The 15,868-nt window shown below is 76.3% G+C and carries 17 protein-coding genes; 8 read left to right on the forward strand and 9 right to left on the reverse strand.

Features of this window, described 5'->3' with window-relative positions; translation table 11 throughout:
• Positions 1-50 precede the first annotated feature (50 nt).
• On the reverse strand, positions 51-1,070 hold the full coding sequence (locus ACUN9U_RS17750; protein ID WP_445486326.1) for a Gfo/Idh/MocA family protein: 1,020 nt from the start codon (positions 1,068-1,070) through the stop codon (positions 51-53).
• 30 nt (positions 1,071-1,100) lie between these two features.
• Positions 1,101-2,135: a Gfo/Idh/MocA family protein gene (locus ACUN9U_RS17755; RefSeq protein WP_445486327.1), complete on the reverse strand. Its 1,035-nt coding sequence runs from the start codon at positions 2,133-2,135 to the stop codon at positions 1,101-1,103.
• Positions 2,136-2,244: 109 nt separating this feature from the next.
• On the opposite strand from ACUN9U_RS17755, the gene ACUN9U_RS17760 reads away from it, so the two are divergent.
• Positions 2,245-2,931: a DUF1345 domain-containing protein gene (locus ACUN9U_RS17760; protein WP_445486328.1), complete on the forward strand. Its 687-nt coding sequence runs from the start codon at positions 2,245-2,247 to the stop codon at positions 2,929-2,931.
• A gap of 71 nt (positions 2,932-3,002) precedes the next feature.
• Here ACUN9U_RS17760 and ACUN9U_RS17765 read toward each other — a convergent pair whose 3' ends face one another.
• The 3 genes from ACUN9U_RS17765 to aztD all read right to left on the reverse strand — a co-directional run bounded on the left by ACUN9U_RS17765 (position 3,003) and on the right by aztD (position 5,803).
• Positions 3,003-3,434 carry an ATP-binding protein gene (locus tag ACUN9U_RS17765; protein ID WP_445486329.1) on the reverse strand — a complete coding sequence of 144 codons (432 nt, stop codon included), beginning with the start codon at positions 3,432-3,434 and terminating at the stop codon, positions 3,003-3,005.
• A gap of 117 nt (positions 3,435-3,551) precedes the next feature.
• Positions 3,552-4,433 carry a metal ABC transporter substrate-binding protein gene (locus ACUN9U_RS17770; protein WP_445486330.1) on the reverse strand — a complete coding sequence of 294 codons (882 nt, stop codon included), beginning with the start codon at positions 4,431-4,433 and terminating at the stop codon, positions 3,552-3,554.
• A complete protein-coding gene (gene aztD / locus ACUN9U_RS17775) occupies positions 4,430-5,803 on the reverse strand; it encodes a zinc metallochaperone AztD (protein ID WP_445486331.1) in 1,374 nt (457 codons plus the stop codon). Before aztD ends, ACUN9U_RS17770 begins: the two co-directional genes overlap by 4 nt.
• Positions 5,804-5,911: 108 nt before the next feature.
• Here aztD and ACUN9U_RS17780 point away from each other — a divergent pair, with 108 nt between their 5' ends.
• Positions 5,912-6,280 carry an ArsR/SmtB family transcription factor gene (locus ACUN9U_RS17780; RefSeq protein ID WP_445486332.1) on the forward strand — a complete coding sequence of 123 codons (369 nt, stop codon included), beginning with the start codon at positions 5,912-5,914 and terminating at the stop codon, positions 6,278-6,280.
• Positions 6,277-6,582 carry a hypothetical protein gene (locus ACUN9U_RS17785; protein ID WP_445486333.1) on the forward strand — a complete coding sequence of 102 codons (306 nt, stop codon included), beginning with the start codon at positions 6,277-6,279 and terminating at the stop codon, positions 6,580-6,582. The genes ACUN9U_RS17780 and ACUN9U_RS17785 overlap by 4 nt, the downstream gene beginning before the upstream one ends.
• A 169-nt stretch (positions 6,583-6,751) precedes the next feature.
• Here ACUN9U_RS17785 and ACUN9U_RS17790 read toward each other — a convergent pair whose 3' ends face one another.
• Complete coding sequence (locus ACUN9U_RS17790) at positions 6,752-7,246, reverse strand: hypothetical protein (RefSeq protein WP_445486334.1); 495 nt, start codon at positions 7,244-7,246, stop codon at positions 6,752-6,754.
• Between the two features lie 145 nt (positions 7,247-7,391).
• Between ACUN9U_RS17790 and ACUN9U_RS17795 the strand changes: the two genes are divergently transcribed.
• Positions 7,392-8,159 carry a metallophosphoesterase family protein gene (locus ACUN9U_RS17795; RefSeq protein ID WP_445486335.1) on the forward strand — a complete coding sequence of 256 codons (768 nt, stop codon included), beginning with the start codon at positions 7,392-7,394 and terminating at the stop codon, positions 8,157-8,159.
• A 22-nt stretch (positions 8,160-8,181) separates the two neighbouring features.
• Here ACUN9U_RS17795 and glsA read toward each other — a convergent pair whose 3' ends face one another.
• On the reverse strand, positions 8,182-9,132 hold the full coding sequence (gene glsA, locus ACUN9U_RS17800; RefSeq protein ID WP_445486336.1) for a glutaminase A: 951 nt from the start codon (positions 9,130-9,132) through the stop codon (positions 8,182-8,184).
• Positions 9,133-9,184: 52 nt separating this feature from the next.
• Positions 9,185-9,814 carry a LysE/ArgO family amino acid transporter gene (locus tag ACUN9U_RS17805; protein ID WP_445486337.1) on the reverse strand — a complete coding sequence of 210 codons (630 nt, stop codon included), beginning with the start codon at positions 9,812-9,814 and terminating at the stop codon, positions 9,185-9,187.
• A gap of 81 nt (positions 9,815-9,895) precedes the next feature.
• Between ACUN9U_RS17805 and ACUN9U_RS17810 the strand changes: the two genes are divergently transcribed.
• The 3 genes from ACUN9U_RS17810 to ACUN9U_RS17820 all read left to right on the forward strand — a co-directional run bounded on the left by ACUN9U_RS17810 (position 9,896) and on the right by ACUN9U_RS17820 (position 13,239).
• Complete coding sequence (locus ACUN9U_RS17810) at positions 9,896-10,873, forward strand: ArgP/LysG family DNA-binding transcriptional regulator (RefSeq protein WP_445486338.1); 978 nt, start codon at positions 9,896-9,898, stop codon at positions 10,871-10,873.
• Positions 10,874-11,057: 184 nt separating this feature from the next.
• Positions 11,058-12,389, forward strand: a complete 1,332-nt coding sequence (gene hisD, locus ACUN9U_RS17815) for a histidinol dehydrogenase (protein WP_445486353.1) — start codon at positions 11,058-11,060, stop codon at positions 12,387-12,389.
• A 64-nt stretch (positions 12,390-12,453) separates the two neighbouring features.
• The gene (locus ACUN9U_RS17820) at positions 12,454-13,239 is read left to right on the forward strand and encodes a VOC family protein (protein WP_445486339.1); all 786 of its coding nucleotides are present in this window, start codon (positions 12,454-12,456) and stop codon (positions 13,237-13,239) included.
• Between the two features lie 79 nt (positions 13,240-13,318).
• On the opposite strand, the gene ACUN9U_RS17825 is transcribed toward ACUN9U_RS17820, so the two are convergent.
• The gene (locus ACUN9U_RS17825) at positions 13,319-14,158 is read right to left on the reverse strand and encodes an SDR family oxidoreductase (RefSeq protein WP_445486340.1); all 840 of its coding nucleotides are present in this window, start codon (positions 14,156-14,158) and stop codon (positions 13,319-13,321) included.
• 183 nt (positions 14,159-14,341) lie between these two features.
• Between ACUN9U_RS17825 and ACUN9U_RS17830 the strand changes: the two genes are divergently transcribed.
• Positions 14,342-15,832 carry an NCS2 family permease gene (locus tag ACUN9U_RS17830; RefSeq protein ID WP_445486341.1) on the forward strand — a complete coding sequence of 497 codons (1,491 nt, stop codon included), beginning with the start codon at positions 14,342-14,344 and terminating at the stop codon, positions 15,830-15,832.
• Positions 15,833-15,868 lie beyond the last annotated feature (36 nt).

Consider the following 15,868-nt stretch of genomic DNA (forward strand, 5'->3'; position numbering starts at 1 on the left):
GCGGGGGGAGTGCTTCGGAGGCGAGTGACCACGGGGACGGGGTGGGGGACTCAGGCGCGGAGGACCTCGGCCACGCGGCGCTCGCGGGCCGCCTCGTACGCCGCGAGGATCGTGCCGAGCACGGCGACGCCCTCCACCTCGGTGTGCAGCGGCCGCGTGCCGGTGAGCAGGCAGTCGGCGAAGGCCGCGATCTCCTCGGAGAAGGTGTCCACCGGCTCGAACTCCCGCGTGGTCGACGCCCCGTCGCGCAGCTCGTAGCGCAGCGACGTCCCGTCGGAGCTCAGCGACCCCAGCTCGCCGACCACCGAGAAGCGCTCCGTGCCGGGCGCCGCCTCGTAGGCCCAGCTGGTGACCAGCTGGCCGACCACGCCGTTGTCGAACCTCACGAGCACCTGGGCGGAGTCCTCGCCCTCCATGAACGCGAGGCGGTGCGTCGAGAGCATCGCCGTCACCTCCACCGGCACACCGCCGGCGAGGTGGAGCATGAGGTACGTCGGGTGGTAGCCGGTGTCGATGAGCTCCCCGCCGCCGCTGGTGGCCGCCTTCGCGCGCCAGCCCATCGTCGACGGGTCGAAGTCGTTGAAGAAGCTGTCGGTGGTGCGCACCTCGTAGACCCGCCCGAGCACGCCCGACTCGATGACGGCCTTGGCGGTGGCCACCGCCGGCAGGAAGAGCTGGTTGTGCGCGCACATGAGCGTCACGCCGGCCTCGGCCACCGCGGCCTGGACGCGCCGGGCCTCCTCGGGGGTGAGGCAGAGCGGCTTCTCGCACAGGACGTGCTTGCCCGCCCGCGCCGCGGCGACGATCGCGTCGGCGTGGAGGTGGTGCGGCAGGCAGATGTCCACCGCGTCGATCTCCGCCTCGGCGATCATCTGCGTGTAGTCCGTGAAGTGCGGGACGCCCAGCTCCTCGCCGCGGGCGCGGGCGGTCGCCTCGGAGGCGTCGGCGACGGCAGCCACGCGGATGCGGTCCGCGGCTGCCGCGTAGCCGGTGATGTGGGCGGTGGCGATGCCGCCGCCGCCGATGAGCCCGACCGCGATCGGCGCGGTCGGGAGGGTGCTGCTGGTCATGGCTGGGTCTCCTCGTCGAGCAGGGGGTGGTCAGTCGAGCGCGACGGCGCGCTGCTCGGCGGCGGCGCGGTTGGCCGCCACCACCAGGCGCGTGAGCTCCACCGCCCGGGAGGTGTTCTCCTCGGCGCGGGTACCGGCGGCGATGTGGCCGACCCACTGCGCGAACGCCCCGGGGGAGTCCTCCGGTACGGGCAGCTGGACGGGCGCGCCGCCGTCGTCCCCGTCGGCGGGGCGGAAGGCCGCCCCGGTGGCGGTGAGCCGGCCGGGGGTGTCCGCCCAGCTCACCGTGCCCTCGGTGCCGAAGACGTCGATGGTGAACGGGGTGGGGGAGGAGAAGCTCGCCTCGGCGACACCGATCACCCCGTCCGGGTAGCTGGCGACGACGACGGCGTTGTCCTCCACGGCCCGCCCCGTCACGGACCCGTAGGCCGCGATGACGCTGTCGGGGCGGGCGCCCAGCAGCAGCTGCACCAGGTACACCGGGTGGCAGCCGAGGTCGGTGAGCGCGCCGCCGACCGAGGGCCCGGGGTCGAAGAAGCGGTCCGGCAGCCAGCCGGTGACAGCCCCCTCGTGCGACAGGCGCACCCGGGCGTACGTGACGCGCCCGAGGCGGCCGCTCTCGACCACCTCCCGCACCGCGGCCGTGCACCCCGCGTACAGGCGCGGCAGCGAGACCACCACCACGGCACCGGTCCGCTCGGCCTCGGCGAGCAGCTCGGTGCACTCGGCGACGGTGGGTGCGAGCAGCTTCTCGGTGAAGACGTGCACCCCGGCCCGCACCGCGGCCCCGACCACCTCGCGGTGCGCCGCCGTCGAGGTCGTGACCGTGACGCCGTCGACGCGGCCGGCGGCGCTGCCGCCGGAGAGCAGCGCGTCCAGGTCCGGCTCGAAGGGCGCGCCCAGGCGGGCGGCGGCGGCGCGGCCGCGCTCGGCGTCGTCGTCCCAGACGGCCACCAGCTCGGTGCCGGGGTGGTCCAGGACGGACCTGGCGTAGTCGTCGGCGTGGACGTGCCAGGAGCCGAGGACGGCCACGCGCAGGGGTGGTGCGGCAGGTGCTGGGGGCACGGCAGGTGATCCGTTTCGACGTCGAAGGGCGGACGGCTCCATCCGACCACGCCTCCGCGACAGCGATCACGCCGGTGGGCGACCAGCGGGAGGCCGTAGCCTCCGCGGCGTGAGCCCGAAGCCCGTGGCGGACCCCTCCGGCGCCCAGGCGGCGCCCCCTGAGCGGCGGCGGGCCTCGCGGCGGCTGGCCGCGGCGCTCGTCACCGGGGCGGTGGTCGCGGCGCTGGCCGTCCTCGCGGGGGCGGGCGCCGCGGCCTTCGCGGCGGGCTGGGTCGTGGTGGCGGCCGTGGTCCTCGCGCGCGACCTGCGGCTCATCACCCGGCTCGACGAGGCGGCGACCGCGGCGCACGCCACCCGCGACGACCCCTCGCGCCCCGCCAGCCGCACGGTGGTGCTGCTCGCGTGCCTGGGCAGCCTGGTGGGCGTCGGCGGTCTGCTCGTCCAGGCCAGCAGCGCCCACGGCGCGGCGCAGGACGTGCTCGCCGGGCTGGGCCTGGTGGTGGTGGCCGCGTCGTGGCTCGTGGTCCACACGACCTCCTGCCTGCACTACGCGTTCCTCTACTACGACGGCGACGAGCCCGGCGGCATCCAGTTCGAGGGCGGTCCGCCGTCCTACCTCGACTTCGCGTACGTGGCGTTCTCGATCGGCATGACCTACCAGGTCTCCGACACGTCGCTCGCGTCCCGCGCGATGCGCGGCGCTGCGCTGCGCCACGCGCTGGTGTCGTTCCTGCTGGGCGCCGTGGTCCTCGGCGCCACCATCAACCTGCTCGCCGGCCTGGGATCGCCGGGCTGACGCCCCGCGCCTCCCGCGCCTCCCGCGCCCCCCGGGGACCGCCCGTGGGGCGCCTCAGGTGGGCGGGTCGCTCAGAGGGTGATGGTGGCCCACACGCCCTTGCCGGTGCCGCCGCCCGGGCCCTCCCCGCTGACGCCCCAGTGCACCGCCAGCCCCTCCACCAGCTGCATGCCGCGGCCGCTCTCGGCGTACCAGGGCACCTCGCCCTGCGTGCGCGGCGGCTCGCTGGTGGAGGTGTCGTGGACGCCGACCACGACCTGCTCGAGGTTGCAGATCAGGGTGAGGACCACCGGGGGCCGGCCGTGCTCGACGGCGTTGGTGACCAGCTCGCTGACGACGACGAGCACGGCGTCCAGGGCGCCCGCCGCGTGCACCGCGCACAGGTGGTTCCGCGCGAACCTGCGGGCCGCCCCGGGGGCGGAGGGCGCGTGCCGCAGGACCACCCGGGCGTGCTCGCGGTGCACGGGGGGCGCCTCGGGGACGGCGGAAGCATCAGTGGTCACAGCAGTCCCACTGTGACACGGCGCGGCGCGGGCGGCGCGCCGTGCGGCACCCGTCTGCCGACGCCGCCGGGCGCGGCCGCCGGCCCGGCGTGCAGCCCGGTCGGTGGCCGCGCCCGCTCAGCACGCCAGGCCGGTGCGCAGCGAGAGGAGGTTGTCCTGCGCGACCCCGACGAGGTCGGTGCCGGGCTCCCGCTCGCTCTCCATCGGGTCCAGCACCCCGGTGCCGGTGCCCAGCCGGGCCGCCACCGCCCGGGTCACGGCGTCGGTGGCCTCGGTCTTGAAGTAGAGGGTCCGCACGCCGGCGTCCTGCACCTGCGCGACCACCGCGCGCAGCCGCGCCGGGGTGGGCTCGACCTCGGGGTCCAGGCCGGCCACGCCCACCTGCTCCAGCCCGTACCGGGCGGCCAGGTAGCCGAACGCCTCGTGGGAGGTGACGAGCACCGCTCCTCGGCAGGCGGCCAGCTCGGCGGCGTACCGGGCGTCGAGGGCCTCCAGGTCGGAGCGCAGCTCCCGCGCCCGCGCCCGGTAGCCGTCCGCCGCGCCGGGGTCGGCCAGGGCCAGCTCGCCGGCCACGGCGTCGCCGACGGCGGCCAGGCGCAGCGGGTCGAGCCAGAAGTGCAGGTCGTCGCCGTCGAGGTCCGCCGGGCCCGTGACGTCGACGACGCGCCCGGGGGGTGAGGCCGCCAGCGCCGCGTCGACCCCGGCCTGCAGGCCCGGGAGGGTGACCACCACGTCGGCGTCGGACAGCCGGAGGGCCTGGGAGGGCGCCAGCTCCGCCTCGTGGGCGTCGGAGCCCGGTGGCAGGGCGCTGCTCACCGCGGCGTCCTCGCCGGCGACGCGTTCGGTCACGTACTGCAGCGGGTAGGCGCTGGTGACGACGTCGAGGCGGTCGTCCCCCTCCCCGCCGGAGCCGGGCCGACCCGCCCCGCAGGCGGCCAGGCCCAGGGCCACCACCGCGACGAGCGCGGCGGTGGCCCTGCGGTGCGCGGCCGGCGTCACGCGGAGGCGTCCTCGTGGGCGTGGTCGTGCTCGCCCTCGTGCTCGCCGTGGGCGTGGTCGTGCTTGCCGCCCTCGGGGGCCTCCCCGGTGGCGACGGCGATCTCGTCGGGGACGACGTCGAGGGTCGTGGTGGCGAAGACCTCGCCGGTGGCGACGTCCACGGCGTGCACCGACCTGGTGGCGGGGTCGGTGACGTAGGCGGTGCCCTCGTGCACGCGGACGGCGGGGCGGGCCTCCTGCCACTCCTCGGGCTCGGTCCAGGCGCCGATGACGGGGACGGACCGCGCGACGGTGGCCGACTCCGGGTCGATGACGTGCAGCGCGCCGTCCGTGCCGAGCACGAGCGCCTCGCCGTCCTCCCCGCGGGCCAGGGAGCGGAAGGTGTAGGAGGCGGGCAGGTCCACCAGGCGCAGCGAGGCGTCGCGGGTGTCGATGATCGACACGCGGGTCGGGCGCTCCAGGGTGCCGGCCTCGGCGGCGGCGCCGTCGGACTTGTAGTCGCCCAGCACGTACGGGGACCCCTCGTGCCCGGCCTGGTTGCCGATGCGGCCGTAGGCGTCGGGGGCCTGGACCTTGGTGGTGGTGCCGCCCAGGCCCCCGGTGTGGACCAGGGCGCCGTCGGTGCAGCCGATCACCACGGCCTCCTCAGCGGCGACGGCCTCGCCGTGCACGCCGGGGCAGGAGTCGTTGCGGCTGACCTCGTCGCCCGAGGCGTCCAGCACGCGGATGCCGGTGCGGGCCTCCTCGGTGCCCTCGGAGACGACGAGCGAGCCGTCGCTGAGCTCGACGGCCACGCCGTGGTGGGCGGCCGGGGTGGCGAGCTCCCGGCGCTCGGCGCCAGGGTCGGCGACCTCGGCGGAGTCGACGGCGACGACCGCTCCGGTGCCGTCGTCGAACAGGACGGTCCGACCGCCGTGGACGACGACGTGGCCGGGCTCCTCCGCCGCGTAGGTCAGCTCCGTCAGGGCGGGGTCGGAGGTCCAGTAGTGGTCGTGGTCGCCGTGGGGCTCGGCCCACGTGCCGGCGTCGAGCACGCGGAACCCGCCGGTGCTGGTCACCATGACGTGGCGCCCGTCACCGGCGGGGTTGAGGCGCAGGTAGCCGGGCAGCTCGGCCTCGCCGACCTCCTCCAGGGTGGTGGCGTCCAGGACCGTGACGCCGCCGTCGTGGGTGAGGACCAGTCGGGGGGTGGAGGCGGCCTGCTCGGTGGCCGGCGCGGCGGAGGAGGTCTCGGCGGCGCTGGGGGGAGCGGCGGCGCCGGTGCCGGTGGAGCCGCCGGCTCCGCAGCCGGCCAGCACCAGGGGCAGCGCGGTCAAGGGGGTGAGGGCGAGCAGGCGTGACCGCCTGGACGCCCCGGTGGGGGTGCTCATGGCAGGACCCAACCATAATGAGAACCATCCTCATAATCACGTTGGTCTAGCGGCCCCGCGACAGGTAGAAGCATTGCCATGTGCGCATGTGTGTGGTTCAGTGGGCGGGTGAGCGAGGAGCCCGGGCTGGCCGAGGCCGCTGAGCTCTTCAAGATCCTGGGCAGCGCCTCGCGCCTGCAGCTGCTGCGCCTCATCGGTCAGCAGCCGCGCACCGTGGGGGAGCTGGTGGACCTCACCGGCATGGCCCAGCCCCTGGTCTCCCAGCACCTGCGCACGCTGCGCCAGGTCGGCCTGGCCTCCGCGGCGCGCACCGGCCGGGAGGTCACGTACAGCCTCACCGACGACCACGTCACCGACGTGATCGCCGACGCCCTCCTCCACGTCCAGGAGGAGCGGTCACCGCTGCCCGCCGACCACGCCGACGAGACCACCGACGAGACCGGCACCACCCGACACGACCAGGAGGACGCGAGATGAGCACCACCACCCACGCCGACGAGCAGGCCGAGCACACCACCGCCGACCACGCCCACGGCGACGGCTGCGGGCACGAGGCGGTCCAGCACGGCGACCACGTCGACTACCTGCACGACGACCACCGCCACGCCGCGCACGACGACCACTACGACGAGCACGACGCCCCGGCCGAGCACACCACCGCCGAGCACGCCCACGGCGAGGGCTGCGGCCACGAGGCCGTCCAGCACGGCGACCACGTCGACTACGTCCACGACGGCCACCAGCACGCCGCGCACGCGGACCACTACGACGAGCACTGACGAGCAGCGGCGACCCGGTCAGCGCTGACCAGCACCCCGGTCAGCGCTGACCGGGGCTGACCCCCGGACGCCGTCGGCGAGGCGCCCTGCGCGGTCCAGGTGCGGCCGGCGGGTGGGGGCGAGCCTGTCGAGCACGGCGTCGTCGTGGCTGACCACCACGAGCGCGCGGTCACCCCGCGCCGCCCGCCGCGGCGGTGGCCCCCGCCGCGGCGCGCAGGCGCCCCACGGCCGTGCGCGCCGCCAGCACGGTGGCCACGGCGACCGCCACCACGCCGGCGGTGGGCAGCACGTCGAGGACAGCGACGGCCGAGAAGCCCGTGACCTGCGTGATGAGCACGAAGCCGCCGGCCCCGTACAGCCGCGCGACCTGCTCCGGGGTGCGCGGGGGCGCCGCCCCCGCGGCCCGGACCGCCAGGACGGCGGCGGCCGCTGCCAGCACCGCCAGGGCGGTGAAGACGGCGCGGGCGGCGGCCGGCCGGTCGTCCCACGCCACGACGACAGCGCCGGCCAGCGAGAGGGCCATCACCGCCGTCGACCCGACGAGCACCCCCGCCACGGACCGCGCGGTGCGGTCCGGGAGCCGGCGGGGCAGCAGGAGGACGACGGCGGCGACCAGCGAGGTCGTCGCGGCTGCCGCGTGGACGGTGACGAACGTCGCGTGCACGACCCCGACGGTCCTCGCGCGGGCCTGCCGGTCGGGAGCAGCGACCGGTGGGCGCCGTCCTCCACCGGTCGGTGGGGGCAGCGGGGGCAGGAGGGCGGGAACCGCCGGCGCGGCGGCGCGGCGCCCCGTGCGAGAAGGTGGGGGCGTGGTGCGCATCGCCGTCGTCTCCGACGTCCACGGCAACCTCACCGCCTACCGCGCCGTGCTGGAGGACGCCGACCGCCGCGGCGCCGACCTCGTCCTCAACCTCGGGGACGTGGCCGGCAAGGGACCGCGCGGCTCGGAGTGCGTGGCCCTGACGCGCCAGCGCTGCGCGACCACCGTCATGGGCAACTGGGAGGTCGTCCTGTCCGACCCCGCCCGCCGGATGGTGCACCCCGGCATGCAGTGGTGGCGCGCGGAGCTGACCGACGACGACCGCGCGTGGATGCGGTCGCTGCCGCTGTCCCACCACCTGCTGCTCTCGGGGCGGCGCGTGCGCTTCGTGCACGCCTCCACCGACAGCGTGTTCACCCGCGTCTGGCGCCACCACAGCCAGGAGGAGTTCGACTCCTTCTTCGAGTCCACGCCGCTGACCGAGCGCGACGGGCCGAGCCCGGCGCCCGACGTCGTCGTCTACGGCGACCTCCACCACGCCTACGCCGAGGTGGTCGACGGCCGCACGCTCATCAACTGCGGCTCGGCGGGCAACCCCCTCGACGAGGACCCGCAGCTGAGCTACCTGCTGCTGGAGGGGGAGCTCGACGCGGCCGAGCCCGCGCCCTTCGCCTACCAGTTCGTGCGGGTGCCCTACGACGTCGACGCCGAGGTCGCCGCGGCGCGGGAGCTGGCGATGCCCCTCACGGCGGAGTACGAGGTGGAGCTGCGCACGGGCGTGTACCGGTCGTTGCACGCCGAGCGGGGCCTGCGCTGAGGCGGTCGGCAGCGGCAGCGGGTCACCCGCGCCGGGAGCCGAAGGCGTGCAGGTCCAGCTCCCGGCTGAGCAGCTCGCTGGCCACGTGCCCGCGCACGCTGGTGCCCTGCTCGTCCAGCGGGGGGCTGATGACCGCCGCGCCCAGCACGCCCGTGGCCGAAAGCACGACGGCGCCCGACACGCTCGACTTGGCGGGCACGCCGACGCTGCGCATCCACCGGCCCGAACCGTCGTAGACCCCGCACGTGGCCATCACCGAGACGACGTCGCGGGCCACCTCGCGCGGCACCACCTGGTCCCCGGTGACGGGGTTGCGCCCGCCCAGGGCCAGCGTGGCGCCCATGACGGCCAGCCGCCGGGCGTCGACGAGCACGGCGCAGGCGCGCGCGTAGACGGCGACGGCGTCGTCGGCGCCGACCTCCAGGGCGCCCTCGGCGCGCATGAGGTGGGCCAGCGCGTGGTTGCGGTCCCCCAGGAGGTGCTCGCTGCGGGCGACGTCGTCGTCGACGGCGAGCTCGGAGCCCGCGAACGCCGAGAGCCCCTCCAGGACGCGGGCGCTGCGCGCCTCGACGTCGTCACCGCGCACCAGGGAGGCCGTCAGCAGGGCCCCGGCGTTGACCATGGGGTTGGGCGGTCTGCCGGTGCCTCCCTCGAGCTTGATGGCGTCGTAGGCCTCCCCGGTCGGCTCGATGCCCACCCGGTCCAGCGCCGCGCCGCCGGTGTCCAGCAGCGCGAGGGCGAACAGGAAGGGCTTGACCGCCGACTGGACGCTGACCGGTGCGTCCGCCTGCTCGCTGGCGAGCACGGTGCCGTCCGCCAGCGCGAGCGCCATCCCGCACAGGCCGGGGTCGGCCCTGGCCAGCTGCGGGACGGTGTCGTCGACGGTCCCGCCGTCCTGGGGCAGGACCCGCCGGCGCAGGTCGTCGAGGTCGTAGGAGTCGGTGCGGGCGTCGGTGCGGGGAGGAGCTGCCACCCCTGCATGCTGGTCGGCTGGTGGCCGGTCGGCGCGGTGGGCCGGCCGGTGGTCACAGGCCGAGCAGCAGCGAGACGGCGAGGGCGGCCATGACCACGGCGATCACCGCGTCCAGCACCCGCCACGCGACCGGGCGGGCGAACAGGGGGCGCAGCAGGCGGGCCCCGAAGCCCAGCGCGGTGAACCACACCAGGCTGCCCGCGCCCGCCCCGGCGGCGAACCACCACCGCTGGTCGCCGTGCGTGCTGGCGATGGAGCCGAGCAGCACCACCGTGTCGAGGTAGACGTGCGGGTTCAGCCACGTCAGCGCCAGGCAGGTGGCCAGGGCGGCGGCCAGGGCGGTGCGCCCGCCGGTGGTGTCGGTGCGCAGGGCGGCCTCGCCCTCGGCGGGCCGCAGGGCGCGGCGGGCGGCGAGCAGGGCGTAGCCGGCCAGGAACAGCGCCCCGGCCACCCTGACGACGACGAGCGCGGGCGGCCACGCCTGCAGCGCCGCCCCCGCCCCGGCGACCCCGGCGCCGATGAGCACGAGGTCGGAGAGCGCGCACACCGCGACGACGGCCAGGACGTGCTCGCCGCGCAGCCCCTGGCGCAGCACGAAGGCGTTCTGGGCGCCGATCGCGACGATGAGCGAGAGACCGAGCCCCAGGCCTGAGGCGGCGGCGAGCAGGTGGGCGTCGAGCACGTCGGGGACGCTAGGCGCCGCCCAGGGGTGAAGTCGACCGACACGTCCTGCAGGTGGTGAAGCGCTGCTTAACATCGGCGGGTGGGCGTGGACCTCGACCTCGGGCAGCTGCGGGCGCTGGTCGCCGTCGTCGATGCGGGCACGCTCGAGGCGGCGGCGCGCCAGCTGCACATCACCACGTCGGGGGTGAGCCAGCGGCTGCGGGCGCTGGAGCAGGCCACCGGGCGGGTGCTCCTGGTCCGCTCGCGTCCCGTGCGGCCCACCGCCTCGGGGGAGGAGCTGGTGCGCCTGGCCCGCCAGGTGGCGCTGCTCCTGGCCGACACCGCCGCCGCCCTGGGGGCCGACGGCGCGCAGGGCGCCGGCGGCGGCGCGGCAGCGGGCGGGCGGGCTGCGCGCCCACCCGTGCTGCCGGTCGCCGTCAACGCCGACTCCCTGGCCACGTGGGTGCTGCCCGCGCTGGCCCACCTGGCCGGACCCGAGGCGGAGGTGTGCCTGGACCTGCGCCGGGAGGACCAGGCGCACACGGCCCGGCTGCTGCGCGACGGCACCGTCGTCGCCGCCATCACCTCCGACGCCGTGGCCGTGCCCGGCTGCTCGGTGCGCCCGCTGGGCGCGCTGCGCTACCTGGCGGTGGCCGCGCCCGAGGTCGCGGCCCGCTGGCGCAGCGACCCCGCGACCACCCCCGTCGTCGTCTTCGACCGCGACGACCACCTCCAGGACGACTGGCTGGCCGCCCGCACCGCCCGTGCCGCTGGGACCGGCGGAGCCCCCGGGGCCACCGCGGCGGCGCAGGTGCGGCTCGACCCGCCGCGCCACCACGTGCCGGCCTCCGCCGACTTCGCCGACGCGGTCCGGCTCGGCTGGGGCTGGGCGCTGCTGCCGCAGGCGCACGCCGCCGCCGACCTGGCCGCCGGGCGCTTGGAGCTGCTCGACCCCGAGCCGCTCGACGTCGCGCTGCACTGGCAGCAGTGGAAGCTGCGCAGCCCCGCGCTCGACGCCGTCGCCGCCGCCCTGCTCACCGCCGCCCGGACCGCCCTCGTCCCACCCACCTCGGCGTGACCACCTGGCGTCCGGGACACCCCGGTGCACCGCCAGGTCATCAAGGCCGGATCCGGCGTCGAGGGCCTGACGGAGCGCCTGGCACGACGCCCGTGGTCACGGGGGTGGGTGGGGGGCGCCCGTAGGCTTGGGGCTCGTGAGCAGCACGACCTCCGCCAGCGCCACCGGCACGGGCCCCGTCACGATGCGACGCCTCGACCTGCGCGGCAGCCGCGTCGACGCGCGCGAGCTGCGCGCCCGCATGCCGCGCGCCGAGGTCGACGTCGAGGCCGCGCTCGCGGTCGTCCGCCCCGTCGTCGAGCAGGTGCGCGAGGGCGGCGCCGACGCCGTGCGCGACCTCGGCGAGCGCTTCGACGGCGTGCGCGTCACGGACCTGCGCGTCCCCGCGCACGCGCTGGCCGACGCCCTGGCCGCCCTCACCGCCGAGCGTCCCGCCGTCCGCGCGGCCCTCGAGGAGTCCATCCGGCGCAGCCGGCTCGTCCACGCCGACCAGCGCCGCACCGACGTGACCACCCGCGTGGTCGACGGCGGCACCGTCACCGAGCGCTTCGTGCCCGTGCAGCGGGTGGGCCTGTACGTGCCCGCCGGCGTCGCGCCGCTGCCCAGCAGCGTGGTGATGAACGTCGTCCCGGCGCAGGAGGCCGGCGTGGAGAGCCTCGCCGTCGCCACCCCGCCGCGGCGCGGCGACGGCCCCGACGCCGCGCTGCCCGACCCCACGATCCTGGCCGCCTGCGCGCTGCTCGGCGTCGACGAGGTCTACGCCGTCGGCGGCGCCCAGGCCGTCGCGATGCTCGCCCTGGGCGCCCGCGAGGCCGACGGCTCCCAGAGCTGCCCGCCGGTCGACCTCGTCACCGGCCCCGGCAACATCTACGTCACCGCCGCCAAGCGCCTGCTGCGCGGGGTCATCGGCACCGACGCCGAGGCGGGCCCCTCCGAGGTCGCCGTCCTCGCCGACGACAGCGCCGAGGCCGAGCACGTCGCCGCCGACCTCATCAGCCAGGCCGAGCACGGCGAGGCCTCCGCCGCCGTGCTCGTCACCGACAGCGCGGCGCTGGCCGACGCCGTCGACGAGGCCCTGGCCCGGCGCGTCCCGGCGACGCGGCACGGCTCCCGGGTCGCCGCGGCCCTGGCCGGGCCGCAGTCCCTGGTGGTGCTGGTCGACGACGTCGAGGCGGGCCTCGCCGTCGTGGACGCCTACGGCGCGGAGCACCTGGAGGTGCAGACCCGCGACGCGGCCGCGGTCGCCGCGCGCGTGCGCAACGCCGGCGCGGTCTTCGTGGGCCCCTACGCCCCGGTGTCGCTGGGCGACTACTGCGCCGGCTCCAACCACGTGCTGCCCACCGGCGGCACGTGCGCGCACACCGCGGGGCTCAGCGTGGCCACCTTCCTGCGCGGCATCCACGTGGTGGAGTACTCCCGGCAGGCGCTGGCCGACGTCGCGCCGCACGTGCTGGCGCTCGCGGACGCCGAGGACCTGCCCGCGCACGGAGAAGCGGTCTCGGCCCGCCTGCCCTGACCGGCGCCGGACCGGGCCGGGAGAGTCCTCGACGGCTGTCGGTGGTCGGTGCTGTGATCGGCGCATGAGCCGCCGCACCCGTCCGTGGCCCGCTGGCCTGCCGTGCTGGACCGACCTCGCCTCGCCCGACCCGGCCGCGGCGCGCGACTTCTGCGCCGCCGTCCTCGGCTGGGAGTTCCGGCTGCGCGGTGACGCGCCGGACTCCTACGCCCACGTCCTGGTCGACGGCCAGGTGGCCGCCGGCGTCGGGCCGGTCAGCGACGCGCAGCCGGGGGGCTGGAGCGTCTACCTGGCCACCGCTGACGCCGACGCCACCGCCCGCGCGGCCCTCGCGGCGGGCGGCCGGGTGGTCGCCGGCCCCGAGGCGATCGGGCCCCAGGGCCGGGTGCTCTTCGTGGCGGACCCCTCCGGCGCGGTGACGGGCGCCTGGGAGGCGGGAGCGCTCATCGGCGCGGGCGTGGTCAACGAGCCCGGCGCCCTGGTCTGGGAAGACCTGCGCAGCGCCGACCCGGACGCCTCGCGCGCGTTCCTCCGCGAGGTGTTCGGCCTGGAGGCCGACTCCTTCGACGGCGCGCCCGGCGGGTACACCACGCTGCGGCTGGCTGACGAGCAGGTCCCGTGCGGCGGGGTCGGACCGCTGTTCGGCGCGCCCGAGCCGGGCTGGCTCGTCTACTTCCTGGTCCCCGACACCGACGCCGCCGTCGCCGCGGCCAGCGCTCACGGCGGCGCGGTGCCCGGCCCGCCCGACGACACGCCCTTCGGGCGGATGGCCGTGGTGGCAGACCCGCACGGCGCCCGGTTCGCCGTGATGAGCGCACCGGACGGGGCGCCGCAGCCCGACAGGTCCTGACGCTCGGCGCTGCCGCCAGCGCCTCGTGCCAGGACCCCGTGCCAGGACCCGCGGCGCCCCGCCGCGCGGGTCCAGGCCGCTACAGGATCGGGCGGCCGCCGGTCACGGCGATGCGGGCGCCGCTGACGTAGCTGCCCTCGTCCGAGGCCAGCAGCACGTACACCGGTGCGAGCTCAGCGGGCTGCCCGACGCGGCCGAGCGGGGTCTCCTCCCCGAAGTGCTCGACCTTCTCCTCAGGCATGGTCGAGGGGATGAGCGGGGTCCAGATCGGCCCAGGCGCCACGGAGTTGGCCCGGATGCCGCGCTCGCCGAGCAGCTGCGCCATCGAGGCGGTCATGTTGGCGATCGCCGACTTCGTCGCCGCGTACGGCAGCAGCTGGGGGGAGGGGTTGTCGGAGTTCACGCTGGACGAGCCGATGATCGACGAACCCGGGCCCATGTGCGGCAGCGCCGCCTTGGTCAGGTGGAAGAACGCCGACAGGTTGGTCGCGATGGTGCGGTCCCACTCCTCGTCGGGGGTCTCCTCCAGAGACTCCCGCGTCATCTGGAAGGCCGCGTTGCTCACCAGCACGTCGATGCGGCCGAACTCCTGCGCGGCCTTCGCGATGACGGCGCGGCAGTGCGCGGGGTCGGAGAGGTCGCCGGGCACGAGCACGCACCGCTGCCCGGCCTGCTCCACCCAGTGCCGGGTCTGCTCGGCGTCCTCGTGCTCGTCGAGGTAGCTGACCAGCACGTCGGCGCCCTCGCGGGCGTAGGCGATGGCGACGGCGCGGCCGATGCCGCTGTCGGCGCCGGTGATGACCGCCTTCCTGCCGGCCAGGCGCCCGGAGCCGCGGTAGCTCTGCTCGCCGTGGTCGGGGGCGGGGTCCATCGCGGCGGTGCTGCCGGGGACTGACTGCTGCTGCGGGGGCTGGGACACGGGTGCTCCTCGGGTGAGGGGCGGGCCGTGGCGCTCGACCCGGTACGGCCCCCCTACCCCGCGACGAGGCGGTGACACCCCGTGGTCGCGCTGGGCCGGCTCCCGCCCCGGACGCGGCCGGGCCCGCGCGGAGTTCGCGCGCCGTCCACCGCAGCGGGCCGGGGCAGGGCAGAATCCGCCCCCGTGGCAGACGCAGCACCCACGCCCACGAGCACGCGCGACGGGCGAGCGCCCGACCCGAGCGGCCTCAGCGGCCTCGACAGGTACTTCTCGATCACGGCCCGCGGGTCGACGGTGGCCCGTGAGGTCCGCGGTGGCTTCGCCACCTTCTTCACGATGGCGTACATCGTCGTCCTCAACCCGCTGATCATCGGCACGGCCGCGGACGCCGACGGCCGGGTGCTGGGCGTTCCCGCCGTCGCAGCCGCCACGGCGCTGGTCGCGGGCGTGCTCACGATCCTCATGGGCGTGGTCGGCAAGTACCCCTTCGCCATCGCCGCGGGCCTGGGCCTGAACGCCTTCGTGAGCTTCACCATCGCCTCGCAGATGACCTGGGCCCAGGCCATGGGCCTCGTGGTCATCGAGGGGATCCTCATCACGGTCCTGGTGCTGACCGGGTTCCGCACGGCGGTCTTCCGCGCCGTCCCCGCGCAGCTCAAGACGGCCATCGGCGTGGGCATCGGCCTGTTCATCGCCCTCATCGGCTTCGTCGACTCCGGCTTCGTGCGCACCCCCGCGGGCGGCGGCACGCCCCTGGAGCTGGGCGTGGGGGGCAGCCTCAACGGCTGGCCGACCGTCACCTTCGTGCTGGGGCTGCTGCTGACGCTCGTGCTCGTGGCGCGCGGGGTCAAGGGCGCCATCCTCATCGGCATCGCGGCGGCCACGCTGTTCGCCGTCGTCGTGGAGGCCGTGACCGGCACCGGGCCGCGCACCGGCGCCGACGGCACCACCAACCCCCTGGGCTGGTCGCTGGTGGTGCCGGCCATCCCCGACCGGCTCGCCGGGTCGCCCGACCTGTCGGTCCTGGGCGCCGTCGACCTGTTCGGCGGCTTCGCGCGGATCGGCGTCCTCGCCGCCGTCCTGGCGATCTTCACCCTCATGCTCGCCGACTTCTTCGACACCATGGGCACGGTCACCGGCGTCGGGGCGGAGGCGGGCCTGCTCGACCAGGACCGCCAGCTGCCCGGCGTGCAGCGCGTGCTGCTGGTCGACTCCCTCGCGGCCGCCGCCGGCGGCCTGGCGTCGACCTCGTCCAACACCACCTACGTCGAGTCCGCTGCCGGGGTCGGCGAGGGCGCCCGCACCGGCCTGGCCAGCGTGGTCACCGGGGCGCTGTTCCTGCTGGCGGTGTTCTTCACGCCGCTGGTGGAGGTCGTGCCGTTCGAGGCGGCGTCCCCGGCGCTCGTCGTCGTCGGATTCCTCATGGCGATGCAGGTGCGCTCGCTGGACTTCAGCGACGTGGTCCTGGCCGTCCCGGCCTTCCTCACCATCGTCGTGATGCCCTTCACCTACTCGATCAGCAACGGCATCGGTGCGGGCCTGGTCTCCTACGCGCTGCTCATGGCGGTGACCGGGCGCGCCCGGCAGGTGCACCCGCTGCTGTGGCTGCTGGCCGCGCTCTTCGTCGTGTACTTCGCCATCGCGCCGGTCGAGTCGCTGCTGGGCGTCCGCTGACCCCCTGACCGTGGTCATGGGCAGTCGGCCACCTCG

Source organism: Quadrisphaera sp. KR29 (assembly GCF_052644995.1).